General features: G+C 61.7%; 21 protein-coding genes and 1 pseudogene. 5 read left to right on the forward strand and 17 right to left on the reverse strand.

Going from position 1 to position 24095, the window contains the following annotated elements; translation table 11 throughout:
• Window positions 1-246: 246 nt before the first annotated feature.
• The 4 genes and pseudogenes from GVN17_RS28925 to GVN17_RS28940 form a co-directional block, all read right to left on the reverse strand.
• Window positions 247-1158, reverse strand: a complete 912-nt coding sequence (locus GVN17_RS28925; protein WP_166598690.1) for a sigma 54-interacting transcriptional regulator — start codon at window positions 1156-1158, stop codon at window positions 247-249.
• 85 nt (window positions 1159-1243) lie between these two features.
• Window positions 1244-2191, reverse strand: coding sequence for a sigma 54-interacting transcriptional regulator (locus GVN17_RS28930; RefSeq protein WP_166598691.1), 948 nt, complete (start codon window positions 2189-2191; stop codon window positions 1244-1246).
• Between the two features lie 1085 nt (window positions 2192-3276).
• Window positions 3277-4374: pseudogene (locus GVN17_RS28935) on the reverse strand (transglycosylase SLT domain-containing protein); the annotation flags it as partial.
• Between the two features lie 102 nt (window positions 4375-4476).
• Window positions 4477-5172, reverse strand: a complete 696-nt coding sequence (locus tag GVN17_RS28940) for a GntR family transcriptional regulator (protein ID WP_166598693.1) — start codon at window positions 5170-5172, stop codon at window positions 4477-4479.
• Window positions 5173-5369: 197 nt separating this feature from the next.
• Between GVN17_RS28940 and GVN17_RS28945 the strand changes: the two genes are divergently transcribed.
• Complete coding sequence (locus GVN17_RS28945) at window positions 5370-7112, forward strand: IlvD/Edd family dehydratase (protein ID WP_166598694.1); 1743 nt, start codon at window positions 5370-5372, stop codon at window positions 7110-7112.
• A gap of 86 nt (window positions 7113-7198) precedes the next feature.
• Entirely contained in the window at window positions 7199-8560 is a 1362-nt protein-coding gene (locus GVN17_RS28950) for an MFS transporter (RefSeq protein ID WP_166598695.1), read from the forward strand.
• Window positions 8561-8575: 15 nt separating this feature from the next.
• Here the strand turns inward: GVN17_RS28950 and GVN17_RS28955 are convergent, their stop codons facing one another.
• Window positions 8576-9250 carry an alpha/beta fold hydrolase gene (locus tag GVN17_RS28955; RefSeq protein WP_166598696.1) on the reverse strand — a complete coding sequence of 225 codons (675 nt, stop codon included), beginning with the start codon at window positions 9248-9250 and terminating at the stop codon, window positions 8576-8578.
• Window positions 9251-9356: 106 nt separating this feature from the next.
• Here GVN17_RS28955 and GVN17_RS28960 point away from each other — a divergent pair, with 106 nt between their 5' ends.
• Window positions 9357-10244 (forward strand): amidohydrolase, encoded by an 888-nt coding sequence (locus GVN17_RS28960; protein WP_166598697.1) that lies wholly within the window; start codon window positions 9357-9359, stop codon window positions 10242-10244.
• A 76-nt stretch (window positions 10245-10320) separates the two neighbouring features.
• Window positions 10321-11550, forward strand: a complete 1230-nt coding sequence (locus GVN17_RS28965) for an MFS transporter (protein ID WP_166598698.1) — start codon at window positions 10321-10323, stop codon at window positions 11548-11550.
• Here GVN17_RS28965 and GVN17_RS28970 read toward each other — a convergent pair.
• The 12 genes from GVN17_RS28970 to GVN17_RS29025 form a co-directional block, all read right to left on the reverse strand.
• Window positions 11547-12428 carry an NAD(P)-dependent oxidoreductase gene (locus tag GVN17_RS28970; protein ID WP_166598699.1) on the reverse strand — a complete coding sequence of 294 codons (882 nt, stop codon included), beginning with the start codon at window positions 12426-12428 and terminating at the stop codon, window positions 11547-11549. The genes GVN17_RS28965 and GVN17_RS28970 overlap by 4 nt on opposite strands.
• 17 nt (window positions 12429-12445) lie before the next feature.
• The gene (locus GVN17_RS28975) at window positions 12446-13786 is read right to left on the reverse strand and encodes an MmgE/PrpD family protein (RefSeq protein WP_166598700.1); all 1341 of its coding nucleotides are present in this window, start codon (window positions 13784-13786) and stop codon (window positions 12446-12448) included.
• Window positions 13787-13824: 38 nt separating this feature from the next.
• Window positions 13825-14592 (reverse strand): SDR family NAD(P)-dependent oxidoreductase, encoded by a 768-nt coding sequence (locus GVN17_RS28980; protein ID WP_166598701.1) that lies wholly within the window; start codon window positions 14590-14592, stop codon window positions 13825-13827.
• Window positions 14589-15428: an N-acyl homoserine lactonase family protein gene (locus GVN17_RS28985; protein WP_166598702.1), complete on the reverse strand. Its 840-nt coding sequence runs from the start codon at window positions 15426-15428 to the stop codon at window positions 14589-14591. The genes GVN17_RS28980 and GVN17_RS28985 overlap by 4 nt, the downstream gene beginning before the upstream one ends.
• A 27-nt stretch (window positions 15429-15455) precedes the next feature.
• Window positions 15456-16847, reverse strand: coding sequence for an MFS transporter (locus GVN17_RS28990; protein WP_166598703.1), 1392 nt, complete (start codon window positions 16845-16847; stop codon window positions 15456-15458).
• A gap of 47 nt (window positions 16848-16894) precedes the next feature.
• Window positions 16895-17659, reverse strand: a complete 765-nt coding sequence (locus GVN17_RS28995) for a carboxymuconolactone decarboxylase family protein (RefSeq protein ID WP_166598704.1) — start codon at window positions 17657-17659, stop codon at window positions 16895-16897.
• A 229-nt stretch (window positions 17660-17888) separates the two neighbouring features.
• Window positions 17889-18278, reverse strand: coding sequence for a cupin domain-containing protein (locus GVN17_RS29000; RefSeq protein ID WP_166598705.1), 390 nt, complete (start codon window positions 18276-18278; stop codon window positions 17889-17891).
• Window positions 18275-19195, reverse strand: a complete 921-nt coding sequence (locus tag GVN17_RS29005) for an NAD(P)-dependent oxidoreductase (RefSeq protein WP_166598706.1) — start codon at window positions 19193-19195, stop codon at window positions 18275-18277. Before GVN17_RS29005 ends, GVN17_RS29000 begins: the two co-directional genes overlap by 4 nt.
• A 33-nt stretch (window positions 19196-19228) precedes the next feature.
• Window positions 19229-20569, reverse strand: coding sequence for an MFS transporter (locus GVN17_RS29010; protein ID WP_166598707.1), 1341 nt, complete (start codon window positions 20567-20569; stop codon window positions 19229-19231).
• A 48-nt stretch (window positions 20570-20617) separates the two neighbouring features.
• Window positions 20618-21013, reverse strand: coding sequence for a carboxymuconolactone decarboxylase family protein (locus GVN17_RS29015; RefSeq protein WP_166598708.1), 396 nt, complete (start codon window positions 21011-21013; stop codon window positions 20618-20620).
• A 93-nt stretch (window positions 21014-21106) separates the two neighbouring features.
• Entirely contained in the window at window positions 21107-22534 is a 1428-nt protein-coding gene (locus tag GVN17_RS29020) for an aldehyde dehydrogenase family protein (protein WP_166598709.1), read from the reverse strand.
• Between the two features lie 14 nt (window positions 22535-22548).
• On the reverse strand, window positions 22549-23430 hold the full coding sequence (locus GVN17_RS29025; RefSeq protein WP_166598710.1) for an NAD(P)-dependent oxidoreductase: 882 nt from the start codon (window positions 23428-23430) through the stop codon (window positions 22549-22551).
• Between the two features lie 195 nt (window positions 23431-23625).
• Between GVN17_RS29025 and GVN17_RS29030 the strand changes: the two genes are divergently transcribed.
• Window positions 23626-23952, forward strand: coding sequence for an NIPSNAP family protein (locus GVN17_RS29030; protein WP_166598711.1), 327 nt, complete (start codon window positions 23626-23628; stop codon window positions 23950-23952).
• The last annotated feature ends 143 nt before the right edge of the window (window positions 23953-24095 follow it).

Here is a 24095-nt window from a genome sequence, read left to right on the forward strand (position 1 = left end):
CCCTTACGGCGGGTCACTTTTGGCAAGAGCGCCCCAAAAGTAACCAAAAACGCTTTGCTCCTGGTTTGGCCCTGACGAAGTCAGGGCCAAACCAGGAGCAGGCACCCTTGGTTACTTGGGGTGCTTTTCCAAGTAACTCGCCGAAGGCGAAACGCTTCTGCCGTTAGGCAGAACCCGCCGTAAGGGCGGAACCGATATCAGCAACACCCGAGGAAATGGATATTCACACACCTCGAAAAAACACCCTCAGACATCCAACTCCTTCATCCGGTGATAAAGCGTCCGCCGGGGAATGTTCAGCTCCTGGCTCACCGCATCAATGCTGTTGTTGTGCCGCTTCAACGCAGCCTGGATCAACACCTTCTCGATCACCCGCATCTGCGATTTCAACCCTGACGACGACTCACCCTCTTCCCCAGGCTCCTCGCCCAACAACGGAAACCCCAGCACAAACCGCTTGGCGGCCGACTTCAGCTCACGAATGTTCCCCGGCCAGTCATGGTTCAACAACACATGCCGCAACACCGAACTCACCTCAGGCATCACCCGCCCCGACTCACGGGCGGACGACAGCGCGAAGCGCCGAAACAGCGGAATGATCCGCTCACGCTGTGCCCGCAACGGCGGCAGTTTGAGCGTCAGCACGTTGAGCCGAAAATACAGGTCCCGGCGAAACCGCCCCTGTTCCACCAACTCATCCAGCGCATGCTGCGCCGAGGCGATCACGCACACATCCAGCGCAATCGGCGTCGTCGACCCCAGCCGTTCAAGCTCACGCGTCTCCAGCACGCGCAACAGCTTGGCTTGCAGGCTCAACGGCATGCTGTCGATTTCATCCAGGTACAACGTCCCGCCCTGCGCCGCTTCGATGTAGCCGACCCGGGACCGGTCCGCACCGGTGTAAGCGCCGCTGACCACGCCGAACAATTCGCTCTCGGCCAGCGTCTCCGGAATGGCCGCGCAGTTCATCGCCACCAGACGCCCCTTACGCCCCGACAACCCGTGGATGCGCTCCGCGACGGTGTCCTTGCCGGTGCCCGTCTCCCCCGACAGCAGCACATCGATGCCCAGCTGCGAAATGCTCTGGGCGATGACTGTCAGGTTCGGCACCTGATGGTCATCGGCGGGCTCATCTTCAAAAGAATCGTAAACACTCATCCCCAACCTCTGGCAGTTCACGCGCCTGCAAGCGCCCCTCGCTGCGGGCGGGCCGAGCGATTCGTGGGACAACAGGCGTCAGGTGTTACGAAAGCAGCGGATCGGATACCGCGAGGCAGCTCAGGCCCAGTTCTTTCATGCGGTGATACAGGGTACGCCGGGGAATCTCCAGCTCCTGAATCACGGCATCGAGGCTGTGTTTGTGGCGCTTCAATGCGTCCTCGATGAGCATCTTTTCGATCACCCGCAACTGGGTTTTGAGGCCGGTTTCAGGATCACGATCCGGTTCGATGTCGGCACCCAGCAATGGGAAACCGAGGACGAAGCGCTTGGCCGCCGACTTGAGTTCGCGAATGTTGCCGGGCCACGCGTGGCTCAACAGCACTTGCACCAGACCGGTGTCCGGTGAAGGAACCGAGCGGTTGAAATCGCGGGCGATGGACTGGGTGAACTGGTCGAACAACGGCAGGATCTGTTCGCGACGGTTGCGCAAGGCTGGCATCTGGATCGTCAGCACATTGAGGCGAAAGAACAGGTCGCGGCGAAACAGCCCTTGTTCCACGAGTTCATCCAGCGGCCGTTGCGCCGAAGCGATGACCCGCAAATCCACGGGAATGAACGCGGTGGAGCCCAGGCGTTCGATCCCGCGGGTTTCGAGAATGCGCAGTAACTTGGCTTGAAGGCTCAGGGGCATGCTGTCGATTTCGTCCAGGTACAACGTGCCGCCGCAGGCCGCTTCGATGTACCCCTGACGTGATCGGCTGACGCCGGTGTACGCGCCGTTGACCACACCGAACAACTGGCTTTCGGCGAGCGATTCCGGGATTGCCGCGCAGTTCATGCCGACGAAGGCACCGGTCCGACCCGACAGTTCATGAATGGCCTTGGCCAACGTGTCCTTGCCGGTTCCGGTCTCGCCGCACAGCAGCAGGTCCATGCTCAGACTCGCTGTATTCAACGCTATCTGATGAACATCCAGCGTTGTATTTGCCCCTAAAGATGCCCAGCCGCTTACATCGATTTCGTCCTTCATCGATACCTCTCAAATTGGGTGCAAGCGAGTTATTAGTACCACGCATTACAAAGGCAGCAATAATTAATTTTAGTTCCCGCGCTTGATGAGAACAGGTTCACAAGGTTCCCCAGTGATATCAATATGACTGCACTCTTCCGCGCAACTAATACATGCACAGCCCCTTTCAAACGCGTATTTAAATTTAAGACTTGCCTCGTGCTAGACAATGTTTTAACAGGGCATCGATTGCGCAAAATAATTCTCATCTCCTATCACAATAGATTAACAATCAATGGGTTATGCTACATTTCAGTGCGCCCAGCCCCCGATTTCCTGGTGCTCGCCTGAAAGCCATCACCGGCCGTCAGCGATCTAAGTTCAAACGACTATTAGTTCTGCAAGTAACATTGTTGTGTTTGAAGTTAAAGAAGCGCTCATTTATCGATTCGTTGATACTCACTTACTCAATACAAAGTGACTACTGCTCCCTTTCAACCCCCCTTGCTTAGCTTTAGAGTGAGCGCGGCACTTTAACTCACTCAGTCGCGGCAACTTAATAAAGTTGCGCACACTTTATTTACGCCGTTTGAACATTCGGAAATCCAACTAAGGCCATTCGGATTTCCGAACGGTGCTTTATCCATTCAGCAACTCCGGCTGAACACCCTTGTATTCCGGGGGTTTGCGTGGACGCGACGTGGCCGATTTCCGCCACCTGAGGGCCGCAACGCGGCCTTTGTTTCTTGTCCGTGTCGACTGCGACACAACTAAGGACTTCCCTTGCAATGACGAGCGGCGAGCTGTGATAGCGAGGCATTCGCGAAACAAATACTCATGCGATGTTTCAAGATATTTCTGAAACCCGATAAATCCCTCTGTATCAGCAAGGGTACAGGGGTGCGAAAAAGTTCACGGCGTATGCCACGATTTAGATGAACGAATATATGGCCCGGCGACACCACAGCAGGCTTGAAGCGCTGAATGCCTGCCTCAGGAAGGTTTGTATCCGTACGGTTACCCACACGCTTTTTGCAGCGGTGCACCGAAGCGGGTCACGGCGAATGGTGCAGTGGGTTCCGCCCTCAGGGCGCCAACCGGACGGACGGCGATACCGGCGAGGTGGTCGCCGCAAGCGCTTCGCCTGACGCCTGTGACCCGTACGGGCCCATTTTCGCAAGGCTGGCGGACAGTTGCTGCACCTGATCCCTGGGCACCAGCAAATGCGTCGGGCCATCCAAGGTTTTCTTACGCAGGAAAGCCGGATTCAGGCCCAGCAGCACCGCTTCGTCCACCCCGGCGCTGGCAGCCAACTGGCTGAGGTCTACAGGGCGGGTCAGTTCGATGGCGGTGAAATACGGGGCATTGGCCACGGGGCTGAGCTGGACGCCGTACACCTCCGGTTCGCGCACCAGCATCGACAGTGCCAGCAGGCGCGGCACGTAATCCTGGGTTTCTTTCGGCAGGTTCAGGTGCCAGTAATCGGTGGGCAGCCCCCGCAGTTGGTTGGCTTCGACGGCTCGGCTGACGGTGCCCTCGCCCGCGTTGTACGCCGCCATCGCCAGCAACCAGTCACCGTTGAACTGGTCGTGAAGGCGTGTGAGGTAATCCATGGCCGCCTTGCTCGACGCCACGACATCGCGGCGGCCGTCATACCAGGCAGTCTGGCGCAGGTTGAAGTCGCGCCCGGTGGCGGCCATGAACTGCCACAACCCTGCCGCGTCCTTGATCGAATTGGCTTTGGGGTTGTAGGCGCTTTCGACGATGGGCAGCAGCGCCAACTCCGCAGGCATGCCCCGCTGGTCCAGGCTTTCGGCGATGAAGTGCAGATAGGGGCTGGCGCGCAGGCTGGCGTTGCGCAAGAAACCGGGATTGCTCAACAGCCAGTCACGCTGGCGGACGATGCGCGGGTTCTCCCCCGTGTCGTCCACCAGGCTGAACCCCTGCCCCAGCCGTCCCCAGATATCACTGCCGTCATACGCCGCCGCCATGACGCGAGGGCGCGGACGGACGCTGACGTCCGGCGAGCGATTGAGCCCGGCCACCAGTCGCGGGGTGCGTTCGACCGAGGTCGGCAATGGGTAGCCGAGGACCTCATGGTCGAGGGTCTGGCAACCGGCGCAGAGCATGGCGAGGGCCAGCGAACCGAAACGGACATGGCGAACGAAAGTGGGCCCCAAAAGTGGGGTCGAGGCAGGTGGCATGGGGGCGGGTCCTGGGAAGCGATTACCCTAGGTGGCCCCCGCGCCCGCCCGGTTCCATAAACAGTGACTCAACAACGACGTTCCATTCACCCAGTCCGGCGATCAGGCGCTGAGGTGTTTGGGTTCGGTCTGCGTGACGAGCCCCGCACGTCGATGGTAGGCCTCGACGTACGCATCCCGCGACGGTGCCAGGTGCGCCCGGCACAACTCGACCAGGCAATGCGAGTCGCCTGCCTTGAGGGCTTCGATGATCTGCCAATGCTCGCGACGGGCTCGCTCCAGCTGCTCCGGCAGCACCAGCGAGGATGAACGAATGGAGTGCGCCCGTTGCGCATGGTCCTGGATGGCAGCGACCAATACGGGATTATCGGACAGCGCAAACAACTGCCGATGGAAGCTCATGTTGGCGCGGAACACCAACCGTAAATTGCCAGCGGCGACCTGAGCGTCGTGTTCACGTTGGGTCGCCTCCAGCGCCTGCATTTTCTCTTCCGGCACCGGGAAGCGGATCAACTGCACACACTGGCATTCAAGCAGCTCGCGAACGGCGTACAGGTCTTCGACCTCTTTGATGGTGTAAGCCCGTACCAGCGCGCCGACATTGCGTTTGCGCTCCACGAGCCCCATGCGCTCAAGCTCGACCAGCACCTGCCGCACCACATGCCGCTTGAGATTGAAACGCGCCAGCAACTCATCCTCCACCAGGCGCTCACGCGGGTGCAGGAAACCCAGCACGATTTCTTCTTCAAGCGTCTGGACGGCCCGTTCCAGGCCGCCTTGTGGGTCATCGAATTCCATGGAATGCATAACGGGGGATTGCGCTCGGTTTGAGTGGATTGACTGCGCCAGACTGCCACAAACCCTCGTCCGCCGCAGCTTCGAATGAGCATGGGGTCCAGACATCGCGGCGCTTGCATCGCCCGGCACATTCATGATTTCATCGCTTCCACGGATTATCAATAATATCCCCAATAATAAAATCGACAGAGGTGACCATGCCTGATCATAACCCCGTCATCAAACCGCTGGGCATTCGTAAGGGCCTGACCAATTACGGCGACACCGGGTTCGCGCTGTTCCTGCGCAAAGCCTTCATCAAGGGCGCCGGGTACACCGACGACGCGCTGAACCGCACCATCGTGGGCATCGCCAACACCGGCAGCGGCTACAACCCTTGCCACGGCAATGCGCCGCAATTGATCGAGGCGGTGAAGCGCGGGGTGATGATGGCGGGCGGCCTGCCCATCGACTTCCCGACCATTTCCATCGCCGAAAGCTTCTCGCAACCGACCAGCATGTACCTGCGAAACCTGATGTCCATGGACACCGAAGAAATGATCCGTGCCCAGCCCATGGATGCCGTGGTGCTTATTGGCGGGTGCGACAAGACAGTGCCTGCGCAACTGATGGGCGCGGCTTCGGCGAATGTGCCGATGGTGCAACTGGTGACGGGCGCAATGCTCACCGGCGGCCACCGGGGTGAACGGGTTGGCGCCTGCACGGACTGCCGCCGGTTCTGGGGTCAGTACCGTGGCGATCAGATCGACGAACAGGAAATCACCGAGGTCAACGACAAACTGGTGGCGAGTGTGGGCACCTGTTCGGTGATGGGCACCGCCAGCACCATGGCCTGCATCGGCGAAGCCCTGGGCATCGTGATGCCAGGGGGCGCCTCGCCACCGGCGGTGACGTCCGACCGTATCCGCATCGCCGAACTCAGCGGGCGCCAGGCGGTAATCATGGCCCAGACCGGTCTGACGCCGGACAAAATCCTGACCGAGAAAGCTTTTGAAAACGCCCTGCGTGTGCTGCTCGCCATCGGCGGCTCGACCAACGGCATCATCCACCTTACGGCCATCGCCGGGCGCATGGGCTTCGAGATTGACCTCGAAGCCTTCGACCGCATGAGTCGCGAAACCCCGGTGTTGGTCGACCTCAAGCCTTCGGGCCAGCACTACATGGAAGACCTGCACCGCGCGGGCGGCCTGCAGACAGTGCTGCGTGAGCTGCGCTCGCAGCTGCACCTGGACACGCTGACCGTGACCGGGCGCACGTTGGGCGAAGAGCTCGACGCCGTGCCGTCGTTCAAGCAGGACGTGGTGCGCACGTTCGCCAATCCGATTTACCCGGCCGGTGGCATCGCCTTTCTCAAGGGCAATCTGGCCCCCAACGGCGCCATCATCAAACAATCTGCCGCCGACCCGGTGCTGATGGAGCACGAAGGCCGCGCCGTGGTCTTCGAGAATTCCGAAGACATGGCGGCCCGCATCGACGATCCCGATCTGGACGTCAACGCGGACGACATTCTGGTGCTCAAGAACATTGGCCCGATTGGCGCGCCGGGCATGCCGGAAGCGGGCTATTTGCCGATTCCGAAAAAACTCGCCCGCGCAGGCGTCAAGGATATGGTGCGCATCTCGGACGGCCGCATGAGCGGCACTGCCGCCGGGACCATCGTCCTGCACGTCACCCCCGAGGCGGCGCTCGGTGGCCCGTTGGCCCTGGTGCGCAATGGCGACCGGATTCGCCTGAGCGTGGCCGACCGCTGCATCGAAATGAAGGTGTCTGCGGAGGAGCTTGAACGGCGCAAGGCCGAGTGGGTCCGCCCGGTGCCGCAAGGTGCCGAACGCGGCTATCGCAAGCTGTTTTTCGAGCAGACCACCCAGGCCGACAAAGGCTGCGATTTCGAATTCCTGCGCCCGCCGCAGATGATCGCGCGGGTACCTGCCAGCGACTGATCGCCACGGTTTTCCACGGATGTACGCCGCTGTCTCGGTCAGAGGCAGCGACGCACGGGCTCTAACAATAAAAAAGGACCGTCGTCATGACCGCTCGCCCTACCCGAATCAGGTACCTGATTCTGTTGATGCTGTTTATCGTCACCACGCTGAACTACGCCGACCGCGCCACGCTGTCGATTGTCGGGTCCACGTTGCAAAAGGACCTGGGGCTGACCCCGGTGCAGATGGGCTTTATCTTCTCGGCATTCGCCTGGGCTTACGTCATCGGGCAGATTCCCGGTGGCTGGCTGCTGGATCGCTTCGGCTCCAAACGCGTGTACGCCTGGAGCATTTTTCTGTGGTCGGTGTTTACCTTGATGCAAGGCTTCGTCGGCTTTCTCAGCGTGGGCGCCATCGTCGTGGCGCTGTTCATCCTGCGCTTCATCGTCGGTCTCGCGGAGTCGCCGTCGTTCCCCGGCAATAGCCGAATCGCGGCGGCATGGTTTCCCACCGCAGAGCGCGGCACGGCGGCCGGGATCTTCACCTCCGCGCAGTATTTTGCGACCGTGCTGTTCGCACCGCTGATGGGCTGGATCACCTTCCACTACGGCTGGCATTACGTGTTCGTGGTGATGGGCGGCCTGGGCATGCTGATGGCCGCGATCTGGTTGAAGACCATTCATGCGCCTCGCCAGCACCCCAAGGTCAACGAAGCCGAGCTGCAACATATTGCCAGCGGCGGCGGCCTGATCGAGATGGACCAGATCGGCGTCAAGAACGAGTTCACCCGCCCACGCTGGACACACTTCAAGCAACTGCTGACCAACCGCATGATGCTGGGCGTGTTCATCGGCCAGTACTGCATCAACACCCTCTCGTATTTCTTCCTGACCTGGTTCCCGGTGTACCTGGTGCAGGAGCGCGGGATGTCGATTCTCAAGGCCGGGCTGATCGCCTCGATTCCCGCCGTCTGCGGGTTTCTCGGGGGCGTGCTGGGCGGGATCATTTCCGACGCCATGCTGCGCCGGAATTATTCCCTCACGGTCTCGCGCAAAGCGCCACTGGTGCTGGGCATGTTGATGTCCACCAGCATGATCGCCTGTAACTACATCGACGCCGAATGGCTGGTGGTGGCGGTGATGGCCATCGCGTATTTCGGCAAGGGTTTCGGTGCCGTGGGCTGGGCCGTGGTCGCCGACACCGCGCCCAAGCAGATCGCCGGGTTGTGTGGCGGGATGTTCAACGGCTTCGGCAACACCGCCGGCATCACCACGCCGATCGTGATCGGGTTCATTTTGCAGGCCACCGGATCGTTCGAATGGGCGTTGATTTTCGTGGCGGCGAACGCCGTGCTGGCGATGTTCTGTTACCTGGTGATCGTCGGCAAAATCGAACGCATGCCGCTCAAGGACGAGCCTGACGTCATCGCCATGCAATCGACATCGGCGGCGCAGCGCACGCCGTGAGCGCGTTGACGGCGCCTACCCCAAGACACGGAGAAAGGACTGGATATGCTCGCTCACCTGTTCAGTGTGTTGCGTCAACAGGCTATGACCGCCGCCCTCGATCACCGTCAGCCGGGCGCCGGGCATGCCATGTGCCAGCTCATGGGCATGGTGCAACGGGCAATCCTGGTCGTCACTGCCGTGAATGATCAGGGTCGGCAGGTCGATGCCGGGCAGCATCGAGCGTTGGTCAGTGTGCCGGATCGATTGCCAGGTCCAGGCCACCGCGTCGTGGTCGGCGCCCCCTTTGATGGAGAGCCGTCGTTCGCGCTCGGCAATCTCATCGAGCAGCGCCCGGCCGTCGCTGCGAAACCAGTTGACCCGTGCCAGGCAGGGGGTGGCGGAAATCAGAATCAGCGCGTGGGGGCGTCGTGCACGGGGGTCGCTCAAGTACTCCAGCGCCACCGAGGCGCCCATGCTCCAGCCCGCGAGGATAAAAGGGCCGGCGTCGATCAGGTGATCGGCAGCCGCACGCGCATCGTCGACGAAACCCTGCAACCGGTAGTCGTCGGCATGGGTACCGCGAAACGCTTCGCCACGTCCACGCAAGTTGGGCGCGACGACTTCGCAGACGCCGTCGAGGCTGCGCGCCACCCCCAGCCAGCCTTGTCGCGAACCCTGAATACCGTGCAGCGCCAGCAGTTGAATCATCTGAAATTCCGAAAGAGGTGTGGGTCAGAATGCGCACGCCCATCATGGGGAAACCCATTGCAGATTATCAACGATGCAGTCGATAAACAGTCCGAGGACCCGTGTCATGTCTGATCATCGCGCGCCTGCCCCATCCACGGCGCTGTGCCTTGCGCCGTTTGAAACCACGCAAGCCAGCACCTTCAGGGTGCCTCCCGGCGCCTGCGACACCCATGCCCATGTGGTCAGCGCCTCCAGCGAGTTCCCGTTCGCGGCCAATCGCAGCTACACCCCGCCCCCCGCGCCGGAAGCGGAGTACCTGGCCATGCTCGACCGCATGGGCATGAGTCGCGGCGTGCTGGTTCAAATCAGCGTCTACGGCACCGACAACCGCTACATGCTCGACGTGCTTGAGCGCCATCCCGAGCGCTTGCGAGGCGTGGCGGTCGTCGATGCGGATATCGATGACGCCGAGCTGGAGCGCATGCATCGCCTGGGTGTGCGCGGTGTACGCCTGAACGTGCTGTTTGGGGGCGGCGTCGGCTTCGACAGCATGGAGCGGCTGGCCGCGAGGATTGCGCCACTGGGCTGGCACATGCAGTTTCTGATGGACGTGCGTGATCTGCCTGACCTGATGCCCCGCATGAAAACGCTTCCCTGCCCGGTGGTGATCGATCACATGGGTCACATGCCCGTGGCCGACGGCCTTTCGGCACCCGGTTTCAAAGCGTTGCAGCAGATGATCGGCGACCAGGGCTGGTGGACCAAACTGTCCGGTGCCTATCGCATCAGCGACCGATCCGACGGTTATCCCGACGTCACCCCGTGGGCCCGCGAGCTATTCAAGACGGCGCCGGAACGCATGCTCTGGGGCAGCGACTGGCCCCATGTCGCGATTGATCCCATGGTCGACACCGGGCTGATGCGCAATTTGCTCGCCGAGTGGCTGCCGGACGACGCGCAACGCCGTCGAGTGCTGGTCGACAACCCGGCGCGACTCTACGACTTCCACTGAATGAGCGCTGTGGCCGCGCACACTGTTGGCGCAACGGCCTGGCATGACAATCACCGATTTCAGGATAAAAACAACAATGAAATGGTACCGAGAGCTCGACACGAATGGACGCCGCACGTTCCTCGCTGCATTTGGCGGCTGGACCCTGGATGCGCTGGATTTCATGGTGTTCACCTTCGTCATTTCGACGTTGATGCACCTGTGGGACATCGACAAAGGCCAGGCCGGCATGCTCGGCACCGTGACCCTGTTGTCGTCGGCGGTCGGTGGCTGGCTTGCCGGTATCCTCGCCGACCGGTATGGCCGCGTGCGTATTTTGCAGGTGACGATCCTGTGGTTTTCGCTGTGTACCGTGGCCATCGGGTTTAGCCAGAACTTCGAGCAACTGTTCGTGCTGCGAGCGCTTCAAGGCCTCGGTTTTGGTGGCGAATGGGCGGTGGGGTCGGTGTTGATGGGTGAAATCGTTCGCTCCGACATCCGCGCCAAAGCAGTGGGCACCGTGCAGAGCGGTTGGGCAGTGGGCTGGGGCATCGCGGCGCTGGCCTACACGCTGGCGTTCTCGCTGCTGCCCGAAGAATGGGCGTGGCGCAGCCTGTTCTGGGTGGGGGTGCTGCCCGCGTTGCTGGTGTTGTTCATCCGTAAAAACGTCAAGGAACCGCAAGTGTTCCTCGATACCCGCAAACGTCAGGCCGAAGGCGAGGAACGGCGTTCGTTCTGGGCCATTTTCTCGCCGGGGCTGGTGGGCACGACGTTGCTCGCGGCCTTGCTGTGCACCGGGATTCAGGGCGGGTATTACGCGATCACCACCTGGCTGCCGACGTTCCTGAAAGTCGAGCGCGGTCTGTCCGTGATCGGGACCGGCGGCTATTTGCTGGTGATCATCAGCGGTTCATTTTGTGGCTATCTGTGTGGGGCGTACCTCGGCGATCGGCTGGGTCGGCGCGGCAACCTGATCCTGTTCTCGATCCTCTCCGGGATCACCATTTACGCCTACACGCAGATGCAACTGACCAACAATCAGATCCTGTTTCTGGGTTTCCCCCTCGGTCTGGCGGCTTCCGGCATTTTCGGCGGGCTGGGGGCCATGCTTACCGAACTGTTCCCGTCCGCCTTGCGCGCCAATGGTCAGGCCTTCACCTATAACTTCGGGCGTGGCATCGGCGCGCTGTTTCCGACCCTGGTGGGCTACCTCAGCGCCAAGACCTCGTTGGGGCTGGCCATCGGCATGTTCGCTGGCGGCGCCTACTGCGTGGTGCTGATCAGCGCGCTGCTGTTGCCGGAAACCAAAGGACGAACGCTGGACTAGCGGTTCGACCAGCCTTCCACGGTGCGCACCAGATCGGTCAGGTCTCGGTGCCCGCCGTCCTGTTGCGCGGCGACGTTCCACAGTTGCCGCGCCGCGTTCCCCAGCCACATCGGCACGCCCAGCGCCTGGCATTCCTCGACGGCCAGCCCGACGTCCTTGCAGACGCTGGAAATCGGGAAGCCAAAATCGAAGGTGCCCGGCAAGACGTGCTTGGGAAATTTGTCCATCGTCGCGCCGTTCTTGCCGCTGCCCGCGTTGATCACCGCCATCATGACCTCCGGGTCCAGGCCGCCTTTCACGCCCGCGACGAAGGCCTCGCTGGTGATCGCGAACGCGGTGGTCGAGAGCATGTTATTGAGCAGTTTGAGCAGTTGCCCCTGCCCCGGCTGCTCGCCGACGATGAATACTTTGCCGAAGGCATCGAAGAGCGGGCGCACGCGCTCGACCGCTGCCGGTTTGCCCGCGACCATCAACGCCAGCGTGCCTTTCTTCGCCCCGGCAGCGCCGCCGCTCACTGGCGCATCCACCGTGTCGATGCCTTTCGCGGCCAGCCCGTCCGCCACTTCCTGTTCCGCACGGGAACCGACCGTGGACAGGTCCACCAGAATGCGCACCGCATTGCCTTCGATAATCCCGTCAGCGCCCAAGGCCACGGCCTTGAAAATCGCCGGGCTTGGCAAACTGGTGAAAATGATTTCAGCGCTGTCCGCTACCTCCCGCACGCTGCCCGCGACCTTCGCGCCCAAGGCACCCAGCTCGTCCAGTGCCCCTTGATCTTTGTCGTAAATCACTAACGAGTGACCTTGTTCCAGCAGACGCCGCGCCATGGGCCGTCCCATGACGCCTACGCCGATGAAGCCCAGCAATTGATTGCTCATAAGTGTTTTCCTGTCTGTCAGAGACTGGCCAAGCGCATCAGCGCGCCAGCGTCGGTTGCCTGTTCCAGCGCCCAGAGCGCATCGATCAGCGGTTGCGGTTCGCATCCGGACCGGCCGTAAGCGGCGAGGTCGCGGAGTTTGTCTTCGAGAAAATGATCGCTGAGGGGCGCGTCGAGGCTGCCGAGGGAAACGTCGACGGTTCGCGTGAGGACCGAACCGGAATTGAACGTGATCCGCACCTGCGCAGACTCCACCGAGTAGTCAGCGTCATCGACGAAATGCACACGTTCATACAACGCCCGCAGCCGTTGATCACTCACCGCTGCGTCACTGAATTCCGCCAGACCGGCCTTGCCCGTCGCCAGGCTGACCGCCACGGCGTGTTGCGCGCTGACTTGGGATTGTCTGCCGAAGCGAATGTCAGGCCGATCGGTGCGTTGACGCAATAACGGATGCCCGGTGAGTTCGATGCGCTGAATGTCGTCCAGCCCCCACGTGCGATCCCGCGTCAGTTCGAGGCACGCCTGAATCACCGGGTTAAGCACCACACCGCAGGGATAGGGTTTGTAAGTGTTCGCCATCAAGGCCCAGCGCTCGCCCAGCCCAACGCTGATTTCGTCGAAACGCGGCTGTTCGCCGAACACCTTCAAGAAACCTCGCTCCCCCTCCAGCGGCTGCTCTGGCCCGACGAAGCCGTCCTGTGCCAGCAATGCCGAGAGCAGGCCATTGCGCGCCGCATTGCCGACGCCCATGCTCTTCGCCGCGCTGCCGAGGGTTTCCACCAGGCCGCTGGCCTGAGCGCTGGCATTACCAAACGCCCCGACCAGTTGCCGCGCATCCAGGCCGAGCACCTTGCCGATGGCCGCCGCCGCACCGAACACCCCGCAGGTTGAGGTGATGTGCCAACCACGCCGGTAGTGTTCCGGTGAAATGGCCATGGCGATCCGGCACTCGACTTCCACGCCCAGCACGAACGCCAACAAAAGCTGCTCGCCACTGACAGGCTGCGTTTCCGCCAGCGCGAACAACGCCGCGGCCACCGGTGCCGTGGGGTGCAGGATCGTCGGAATGTGCGTGTCGTCGTAGTCGAAGACATTGGCGCTCATGGCGTTCAGCGACGCGGCGTTGAGCATGTCCATGACCTCTTTGCGACCGATGACGTGAGCATCGTCGCCTGCGTTGAAGCGCGAAAACAGCGTCGCCGCTTTCGCCACGTCTGGGTCGTTGCAACCGGCCAGCGACACGGCGAAATAATTGACCAGTGCGCGATGGGCTTCGTGACGCACGTGGGCGGGAATGTCCGACCAGGTGGTGCGCTCGATGAAATGCGCCAGTTGTAGGCTGAGGCTTTGAGTCATGGGCAGTTCCGTTTTCCAAGGGTCATGTTCAGCATCGCTCACCCCGCCATCCACCCGTCATCCACCGGCAATGTCGCGCCGGTGATCGACCCTGCCGATTCGCTGCACAGGTAGACGATCAAATCCGCCACGTGGCTGGCCTCGACAAAGCGCCCGGTGGCCTGTTTGCCATGCAGAAACTCCACGGTAGCGGTCTGGCGGTCGAGCTGTTTTTCGGCCATCAGCGCAGTCAGTCGGCTGTCGATGTTCGGCGTCATCACCGAGCCGGGGCACACAGCGTTGCACGTGATGCCCTGCCCCAGGGTTTCCACCGCCACGGCGCGGGTCAGGCCTAGCAGCGCGGTCTTGGTGGTCACGTAATCGATGCGGTTGGCGATGGCCCGCGAGCCATAGGCGGACGACAGGTTAAAGATGCGTCCCCACTGCCGTTCACGCATGCCCGGCAGCACCCGCTGAATCGCCAGAAAGGCGGCCGTGACGTTCACTGCCAAGGCCTGATCCCAGCGCGCCAGCGGGAAGTCTTCCAGCGGCGCGAAATGCCGGATCACCGCGTTGTTCACCAGCACATCGACCGGCCCCGCCGACGCGATCAGCGCCTCCACACCCTCAGGCGTGGACAGGTCAGCGCGCACGTAACGCACCTGCACATCGTGAGTGCGCGTCAGTTCTTCGCAGGTGCCGCGCACCTCATCGGGTGTGGCCAGACCGTGCAGCACCACGTTGTAACCCGCTGCGGCCAGCCCTGTGCCCATCGCCAGCCCCAGGCCGTCGGACGACCCGGTCACCAGTGCCGTGCGCCCTTTCATACTCCGGCTCCGTTGGCATCGATGCGCACCGCGAACGACGGATCGCTCGGATCGACCGGCGCGAATCGGTTCATCACGTCCGGGTCATGGCCGGGAATCACCACCGCGCCGGGGCGTTGCAGCCATTCGCGAATGCGCTCGTAGCCCTGGTACATGTCGGCCAGGCTGTCGAGCACGGCGAAGGGCCGGTCCTGCTCCAGTTCGTCGTAATAGTGAATGGCGTCCGACGCGAGGATCACCGGGCCTTCGGGCATTTCCACCACCACCGCCATCTGGCCCGGCGTGTGGCCGCCGAGTTCGTACAGCTCGATGCCGGGGATCAGCGTGTTCTGTTTTTCGTCGAGCAAAGTAATGCGGCCTTCACGGTGCAGCGCCTGAATGCGTTCGATGTCCAGCGGGTCGATGTGGTGACCGTATTGCGGGCGCTTGCCCATGTCGGTGCCCCAGAAGTCGAACTCCTTGCGCGACATGACGATCTTCGCGTTCGGGTACAGGCCCAGGTTCCCGGCGTGGTCGTAATGGGCGTGGGTCAACACCAGCAACTTGACCTCTTTGGGGTCGATGCCCAGGCGGGCCAAGGCATCCGCAGGCGCCACCACCGGTTGGCGTTTGCGTGCGGTCGCGGCCTCCGGGCTGAAACCGGTGTCGATGACGATGGTTTGCTCGGCGTTGCGGAAGATCCAGAAAAAATAATCCATGGTGATTTCCGCGTCCGGTTCCCGGTAGGCGCGGAAGTTGTAATAGCACTCGCTTTTGGTGGTCTGCCGGGTGCCATAACGCACCACGATCACTTCGGGGTCGGTCCAGTTCGGTCTGACGGTCGAGGGTGTGTTCATGGGAAAAACTCCAGATAGGGTCGGTCTTCAGGTCTTGATTTCGTGAGGCTTTTCTTGCCCCGCTGCCACCACCGGCAGCGGCGCCACGGCGATGTCTTCCAGTGATCGGTTCTTGGTTTCCGGGCCGATCGAGCCGACGATGATGGCTTGCAACAGCAGCGTGCCGACGATCAGCGAGATCACGCCGACGATGCCGAAACCGGCGAACACCGACGCGATGGCATATGGCACGAGGATGTTCACGCCGCGCCCGATGGCGTTGCACAACCCGGCACCGCGCAAGCGCAGTTCGGTCGGGAACAACTCAGGCACGTAACTCGCCACGCTCAACGACGACAGCACGTAGATGCACGCGGTGATCGCGAAGCCGGCGGCGATGATCGCGGTTTCGGTCTCGGCGAAGGGGTAGCTCACGCCAAAACCGATGCCCACCAGCGAGAACAGCACGATGCCCCATTTGCGTCCCAGCCGTTCTGCCAAGGCGAAGGCAATCAACGACCCCAGCGGTCCTCCGGCGAACATCAGGGTGGTCAGCCCCAATGAATTGGAGACGCTATGGCCCTGCTGCACCAGAAAGGTCGGAATCCAGCTGACGAAAGCGTAGTTAACGGTGAACAACGCGACCAGCACGGTGATCCCGGTGATGGTGCGGGTCAGCAGGCGGCGGGAAAACAGGTCGCGAATCCGGGCAGGCGGTGTGTCGTCGCGCGACGTGATCGGTACCGGCGCCGCCGTGCCAGGCTCGACGCCGCAGCGGCTTTCGATGTTCGCCACGATCTTCTCGGCCTCTTCCTGACGCCCTTGGGACGCCAGCCAGCGCGGCGATTCCGGCATGTTTTTGCGCAGGAACCAGACGATCAGTGCCCCCACGCCCGCGATGGCGAACATCCAGCGCCAACCGAAGCGCGGGATGATCAGCCAGCCGAGGAAGGCCGCCAGAAACAGCGAGGTGTTGATGATCAGGTTGAGGATAGTGCCAAAGCGCCCGCGCCAGGCGGCAGGGATGAATTCGCTCAACGTGCCGTAGCCGACGACGATCTCGGCGCCCATGCCGACGCCCATCACCAAGCGGAAGAAGATCAGCCAGTACATGTTGGGTGCCAGCGCGGCGGCAATCGACGCGAAGCCGTAAATCCCGAGGTTGAACTGATAGGTGAAGCGTCGTCCGTAGCGGTCGCCCAACACGCCGGACAGCCATGCGCCGGCCATCATGCCGATGAAGGTCACCGAGACGAATGTCGCGTTCAGTGCCAGTGTGGATTCATGGCTGTTGATCAACGCGGCGAGTACCGACCCGGCGATGTAAATGTCGAAGGAGTCGAAAAACATCCCGGCGGCGATCAGGCCGAGCAGACGGTAGTGAAAGCCCGACAGCGATAACCGGTCCAGGCGCGCGCCAATGCTGGCTGCTGCGTTCATGTGTGTTCCTCATCGTTATTGTTATAGGAATCTTGGGCGCAGCGGCGTCATCGGGCGTCGCGAGCCCTCGCGTTGAGTGCCTGTTCCAGGATCGGCGCGGCCATTTGCGCACCGTGGATGCCGATCACGCTGACGATCTCCAGCATTTCCATGATCTCTTCCTTGGTCGCGCCGTAACGCAGGGCATTGCGCATGTGCAGCTTGAGGCCCGGCACGTAGAGGTGCGTGGCAGCAGCGTCGAACGCGCAATACATCAATTCCTTGACCTTGGGTGCCAGCACCCCGGTGCGCCACGGCACCGACGAAAATTCGACGTAGGTCTCGAACATCTCGGGGTCCAGCTCCAGCAGCCCTTCCCAAGACGGGTGCCAGTAGCCACGGTTCTCCATGAAGCTGGCCTTGAGGGCGTCGCGCCGGGCGTCGAGGGGTTCAGGACCGTTGCGCATGCCCTCTTCTTCCAGCACTTCCAGCAACACCGGAACGCCGACGTTGGACGCGTGAATGCCGACCGTGCTGATCAGCTCCAGCACTTCGGTCAGTTCCTCGCGGGTGGCGCCGTGCTGGAGTGCAGCCTGTATGTGCTCCTGAATACCGGGCTGAAACAGGTGCGTGGCATTGGCGCTGGCGACCAGCGCGATGAAGCACTTGACCTTGTTCGGCAGGTGATTGTTCTGCCACGGCACCGACGCAAAATTCGCATACGCCTCGACAAAACCGGGGTCCAGACGCAACAGACTGTCCCAGCCCTCATTCCACGTGCCGTGTCGCGTGAACGCGGTTTTGGCCTGTTGTTGTTTTTCGGTGAGGCTCATGGTTTTCCTCATAAATCCAGAGTGCGATGAAAGAGGCGATCGGGCGGTACGGTCGCCTATCGAAACGCGGAGATGCGTAGGAGCGTGGCTTGTCCCGCGATCGGCCGCGAAGCGGTCGTGAAACCATGCGACCCGGTCGTATCAGTCAGATCGCGTGCCCAGGATTGGCTGCCGGTCCCCGGCAGATCGCGGGACAAGCCACGCTCCTACAGTGAACAGCCCGTACGAATCAGCCCGCCCCGCGCAAATAATCCTCATCCGCCACGGCTTCCTGCCACACGGTCTTGCCGATGGAGGTCGCGGTGTGGACCATGAAGTTCTTGGTGTTGGCGCCGTGCCAATGCCGTTCGTTCGGGCCGATCCACACCGTGTCGCCCTGACGGATCGGCTGCGGGTCGCTGCCTTCCAGGCAAATCCAGCCGCTGCCCGCCGTCACGTACAACACCTGCCCGACCTCATGGTGATGCCAGAACGTGCGGGCGCCGGGGTTGAACGACACGTTGTTGATGGTCACGCCATCGGTGGTCGGCATCACCGGGTCGGCCCAGACCACGCCAGTGAACGTCGCGCCACGTTGCTCTGAAATCGCGCCTTCGACGGCGCCGTGAAAAACCTTCATGCCTTGTCTCCTGTCTTGTCTTTGGCCGAATCGTGCAGACGCACTCCACCGGACATGTCGCCGATGGCGTCCACCACTCGGTTGCTGATCAGGTCGCCGTAACCCAGCGCCGTTTGCAGGCCGAAACTGGCCAGCGGCCCCGATGCATTGAGGGACGCGACGCCCAGTTCGCGCACGCGGTCGAGGTACAGCACCACGTCCTTGCTCATCAATTTGCCGGTCAGGCCGCCTTCCAGGTAATTGCCGTCGACGATGTGCGGGAAACGGTTCTGCGTGGCGAAGTTCACCCCGCTGCTGCTGTTCAGCACGTCCAGCAAACGATGCAGATCGAGACCCGCTTTTTTGCCCGCCACCATCACCTCGGCGGTGGCCGCGAGGCTCACCGCGTTGAGGAAATTATTCAGCAGTTTGGTGGTGTGCCCGGCGCCGCTCTCGCCCATCAGAAACACCTTGCTGGCGATGGGTTCGAACACCCAGGCCAAGGCGTCCACCGTCGCGGCATCGCCCCCGACCATCAGGGTCAGCGCGCCCTTCTCCGCCGCCGCCGCGCCGCCGGAAATCCCGGCGTCGACGTACTGCACACCGCGCTCGGCAAACAGGCCATGCAAGCGAATGGTCGAACTCGCCGCCGCCGTGCTCAGATCAACGACGACCTGCCCTTTACGGCAATGAGCCAACAGACCGTTCGACCCTTCGACGACCGCCTCCACCACCTTGCTGTCGGGCAACGACAGCAGCACCACATCCGCTTCGGACGCCACGTCGGCGATGGACTTCGCCGCTTGCGCCCCGGCCGCTTTGACCCGCTCGGCGTCCGTGTCGTAGCCGAGCACGTTCAACCCGGCGTCCACCAGGCAGCGCGTCATGCGCCCGCCCATGTTGCCCAAGCCAATGAAACCCACAGTTTTGCTATTCACGACTGCTCTCCTCAGCCACGGGGGCTGTGAATCCTAGAAATCCACGTCTTTGGTTTCCGGCCCCATGTAGGCGCCGATGGTGGCGATCACGCCGCCGATCACCAGCAACACGGCCGGGGTCACGGTGAACGGCATGAATTCGCCGAGCCAGGCCATGTAAAAGGCGTAGAACGACGGGATGATCACCGACAGGCTGAAACCGACACCGAAGCCGGTGGCGCGCACATCGGTCACGAAACGCTCGTTGATGTAGGTCACGATCACGCCCCACGGTGCAGTCACCAGCACCGACAGCACGCAGACCAGGGTGATGATTACCGGCAAGCTGAGGCCCTGAACGTTGGCGAGCACGTACATGATCGCGGCGCCCACGGTGGCGATGATCGGGCCCAGCATGACGAAGAAGCGCCGACGGCCGATTTTCTGACCGATCATCCCCGAGGCGATGTAGCTGAAAAACAGGATCGAATAGGCGATCAGCAGCGTACCGGTCACCTCAAGCCCCGAAAGGTGCAAGGTGTTCCTCAGCAACCCGGTGGGCAGGAAGATGGTGATGATGTTTTGGGTCAGCCAGAAGCCGGTCATCATCAGCAGCACTTGCAGCAGGTTGCGGCCGCTTTTGCCTCGGATCAGGTCGGTGAGCGGCAGTTTTTCGCGGGGTTTGTTGCCGGTTTCGCTTTCCCAGATTTCCGATTCCGACACGGCGTACACGTAGTACAGCGCCAGCACACCGGCCAGTACCGCGCCGATCACGAACGGAATGCGCCAGCCCCATACCACGTACGGCGAACCGGGGCCGTCGAGGGGGAACAGCATGAACATCAGCATCGCCACCAGATTGATGGAGACGTAGGCCAGGGGGAACCCGGCGATGATCAAGCCGCCGACGAAGCCGCGCTGGTGCTTCTTCGAATATTCGATGGCCAGGGGCATGGCGCCGGTGTAGCCGCCGCCGAGGAAAATCCCGTCGACGAAGCGCAACAGCACGAGTAACCAATACGAGGCGATGCCGATGGTCTCGTACCCCGGTAGCAAAGCAATCAGCAACGTGACCACGCCGAAGCCGGACACCGAGTAGATCGAGGCCATGCGGCGACCGGTCTTGTCGGCGATCATGCCGAACAGCAAGGCGCCGATGGGACGGCCCAGCAGCGTGGTGATGAACACCAGCGAGGCGAGAATCGCGGCCATGCCGGGCGACAGTTGCGCGGGTTGGAAGAAGAACAGCACCGGGGACAACACCACCACCGGCAAGTAGATGTCGAACATGTCGATGTATTCGGAGAAAAACGCGCCCTTGATGGCGTTCCTTCTCTTCTTCTCGATCGACTGCTCGGTTTCAGCCGCCGAGCTGGCTGGGGCGTATGTGCTCATGGCGTTTCCTTATAGTTATTGTGAGACGCATGGATGTCGGTGAAGCATTCAGCTGGCAGCGGTTTCAGCCTCGTAGCCCTTGATCGCTTCGGACGCCACACGGAAGGCCGCCAGGCCCAACGGCGCGCCGCAGTACACCGCCGCCTGCATCAGCACGGCGCGAATCTCGTCCTGGGTCACGCCATTGCGCAGCGCGCCGCGCACGTGAATGCCCAGTTCATGGTGCTGGCTCATGGCGGTGAGCATGGCGATGTTGATGATGCTGCGGGTCTTGAACGAGAGCGTCGGGTCGCCCCAGATCTCGCCCCAGCAGACTTCCGTGACCATCTTCTGCATCGGCCGGTTGAAGTCGTCGGCGGCGGCCCAGGACTTCTCGACGTGGCGATCACCCAGCACTTCCTTGCGATTGTTGAAGCCTTGGTTGAAGCGTTCGTTGTCACTCATGTTGTTTTCACCTTATTCGTACGATCGACTGATTGTCATACAGTTGAAACGGGCAAATTTTTTGAGCGCTGGGCCCTGAATCGCCGTAGCGACTCAGCTGCCGTAGCCCACCAATGATTTGACTTCCAAGTACTCGCGCAAACCGTACTCGCCCCATTCTCGGCCATTGCCGGAGCGCTTCACCCCGCCAAACGGCGCGGCGAAATCGGCGGGCGGATAGTTCAGGTGCACGCTGCCAGCCTGCAATTGGCGAGCGACGCGACGAGCGCGTTGCTGATCGCCGGATTGCACGTACGCCGCCAGCCCATAGTGGGTGCCGTTGGCGATGGCAATCGCCTCGGCCTCGCTGTCGTAAGGGATCATCGACAGCACCGGCCCGAAGATTTCCTCCTGGGCGATGGTCATGTCCGAGGCCACGTGGGCGAATACCGTCGGCCTGGCGTAGTAGCCCTTCTCGATACCGCTCGGCAGGCCAACGCCGCCGGTGACCAAGTGCGCGCCTTCGTCGATGCCACTTTGAATCAACGTCTGCACCCGACGGAATTGCGCGCGATTGACCAGCGGGCCGAGTTGCGTGCTTTCGTCCGTCGTGGCGCCGACGCTGTAGCTTTCAGCGGCGGTTCTGGCGATCTGGATCGCGTCGTCCATCAGGCCGCGCGGGATCAGCATGCGCGTCGGAATCGAACAGGACTGGCCACTGTTGGTAAAACACGCGGCGACACCGCGAGTCACGGCATCCTGCAGATTGACGTCGTCGAGCAGAATATTGGCCGATTTACCGCCCAATTCCTGCGCTACACGCTTCACGGTGTCAGCAGCGGATTTGGCCACCAGCACCCCGGCACGGGTCGAACCAGTGAACGACAGCATGTCGATGTCCGGGTGGGCCGACAGCGCCGCGCCGACACCCGGCCCGTCACCGTTGACCAGGTTGAACACCCCCGGTGGCACGCCCGCCTCGTCCAGCACTTCGGCGAACAGCAGGCTGCTCAACGGCGAGTATTCACTGGGCTTGAGCACCATGGTGCAGCCTGCCGCGAGGGCCGGACCGACCTTGACCACGATCTGGTTGATCGGCCAGTTCCACGGCGTGATCAGACCACACACGCCCACCGGTTCGTGACGGATCAGCGTGCTGCCCTGAGCCTCTTCGAACTGAAAGCGTTGCAGCACCTCGATCAGTTGATTCAGGTGCAGCCAACCGCGTGGCACCTGGAACTTGCGCGAAAAGGTGATGGGCGAACCCATCTCGATGCGCATGGCCTGGGCGAATTCTTCCTGGCGACGCTCGTAGATCGAGACGATGCGTTTCAGCAACGCGATGCGCTCGGCAACGGAGGTCTGGGCGTAGGAAGGCAATGCCTTGCGAGCAGCAGCCACGGCCCGGTTAACGTCGGAGGCATCGCCCAGCGCCAAGCGCTCGACCACGGTTTCGGTGGCCGGGTCGATGACGTCGAACCATGAGGGCGACGCGGGTTCGACCCATTGCCCATCAATGTAAAACTTGGCGGCATGTGACATGGGATCGGACTCCTTCACTCGCCTTCTTTGGCCAGCATGCGGTACATCTCGGTGTGGTCAGTGGTCGGCGTGGCATCCTGCGCCACGTCGTTCCAGACCTTGATCGCGCTCTGGCCGAAAATCATCGGATACTCCAGCGCATCCGACAGGCCCTTGGCGATCTTCAGGTCCTTGTTCATCAACTGCATGGAGAAGCCCGAACCGAAGGTGCCGCTGAGCATGAATTGCTTGGCCTTGTTCAGCGAGGTGTTGCTGCCGCCGCTGGACGCATTGAGCACATCGACCATGACGCCGGGGTCGATGCCGAAGCGTTTGGCAACGTGCAGCGCCTCGACCGTTGCCATCAGGCCCGCAGCCGAGACGAAATTGTTGAGTGCCTTGGCAGCGTGTCCCGATCCGGCGTCGCCGATGTGCAGAATGTTCTTGCCCATGGCGTCAAGCACCGGGCGGCATTGCTGCATCACCTCGGCATCACCGCCAACCAGAATCGCCAGGCTGCCGTCCACGGCACGTTTCACGCCGCCCGAAACGGGGGCGTCGAGGTATTGAAGGTTGAGGGTCTTGAGTTTCTGGCCAAGATCACGGGAGCGGGCAGGCTCTGAAGAGCTCATGTCGATCACCACGGCCTGTGGCGCCAGCGAAGCCGCCCACCCGCCTTCGCCGAGCAACACGTTCTCGACAATAGTCGAGTTCGGCAGCATGGTGATGAGGATGTCGAGGGACTTGGCGTTTTCGGGGGTCAGCGCGCTGGCGTTGAGGGTCGCCTGCACGTCACGCAGGCGACCGGCATCGGCGTCTGCGAGGAACAGTTGAAAGCCGGCTTTGGCCAGGCAGGCGGTCATGGGCGTGCCCATCATGCCCAGTCCGATAAAGCCGATACGTTGGGGTTGCGTCATGTTCGTGCCCTTTGATTTTTATGTTCTTGTCAATTCGGGTCGCGGCGGTGTCTGCAATGTTCTGCATGACATTGGCCAGCAGGTGAGACAAAACTATAGGACTGTCATACAATCGGTCAATAGGCTAATTTACGGTTTCTTACCAGCGGCACCTGCTTTCAATCTTTGTCAGCAGCACTTAACAGGAGAAGAAGAATGATCGTTGAATTGCGCACTTATCACTGTGCTCCCGGCCGTTTGCCTGCGTTGCATGACCGGTTTACCAGCATTACGTTGGGTTTTTTCGATAAGTATGGGATCAAGCAGGTCGGGTTCTGGACGAATCTGTCGGGGCCGACGAATCAGTCGCTGACGTATTTGTTGCAGTGGGAGAGCCTGGCGGAGCGTGAGACGAAGTGGAATGCGTTTCAGGCGGATCCGGAGTGGGTGGAGAAGCGCAATGCGACGGAGGCGCAGAAGATTATCGTGGAGCGGGTTGAGGTGCAGTTTATGACGCCTACTGCGTATTCCGCATTGCGGTAGGTTTGCCGTTGGGGCGGTTCTGCCTGGGGGCAGAAGGTTTCGCCTTCGGCGAGTTACTTTTGAAAAAGCCCTCCATGTCAGGATAGTTGTCGCCTCTTCATAGCTGGAGAGCGTAGGACTATCACATGAAACAACGTCGCTAT

The sequence above is a fragment of the Pseudomonas sp. SLFW genome (genome assembly GCF_009905615.1).
Lineage (GTDB): Bacteria > Pseudomonadota > Gammaproteobacteria > Pseudomonadales > Pseudomonadaceae > Aquipseudomonas > Aquipseudomonas bambusae.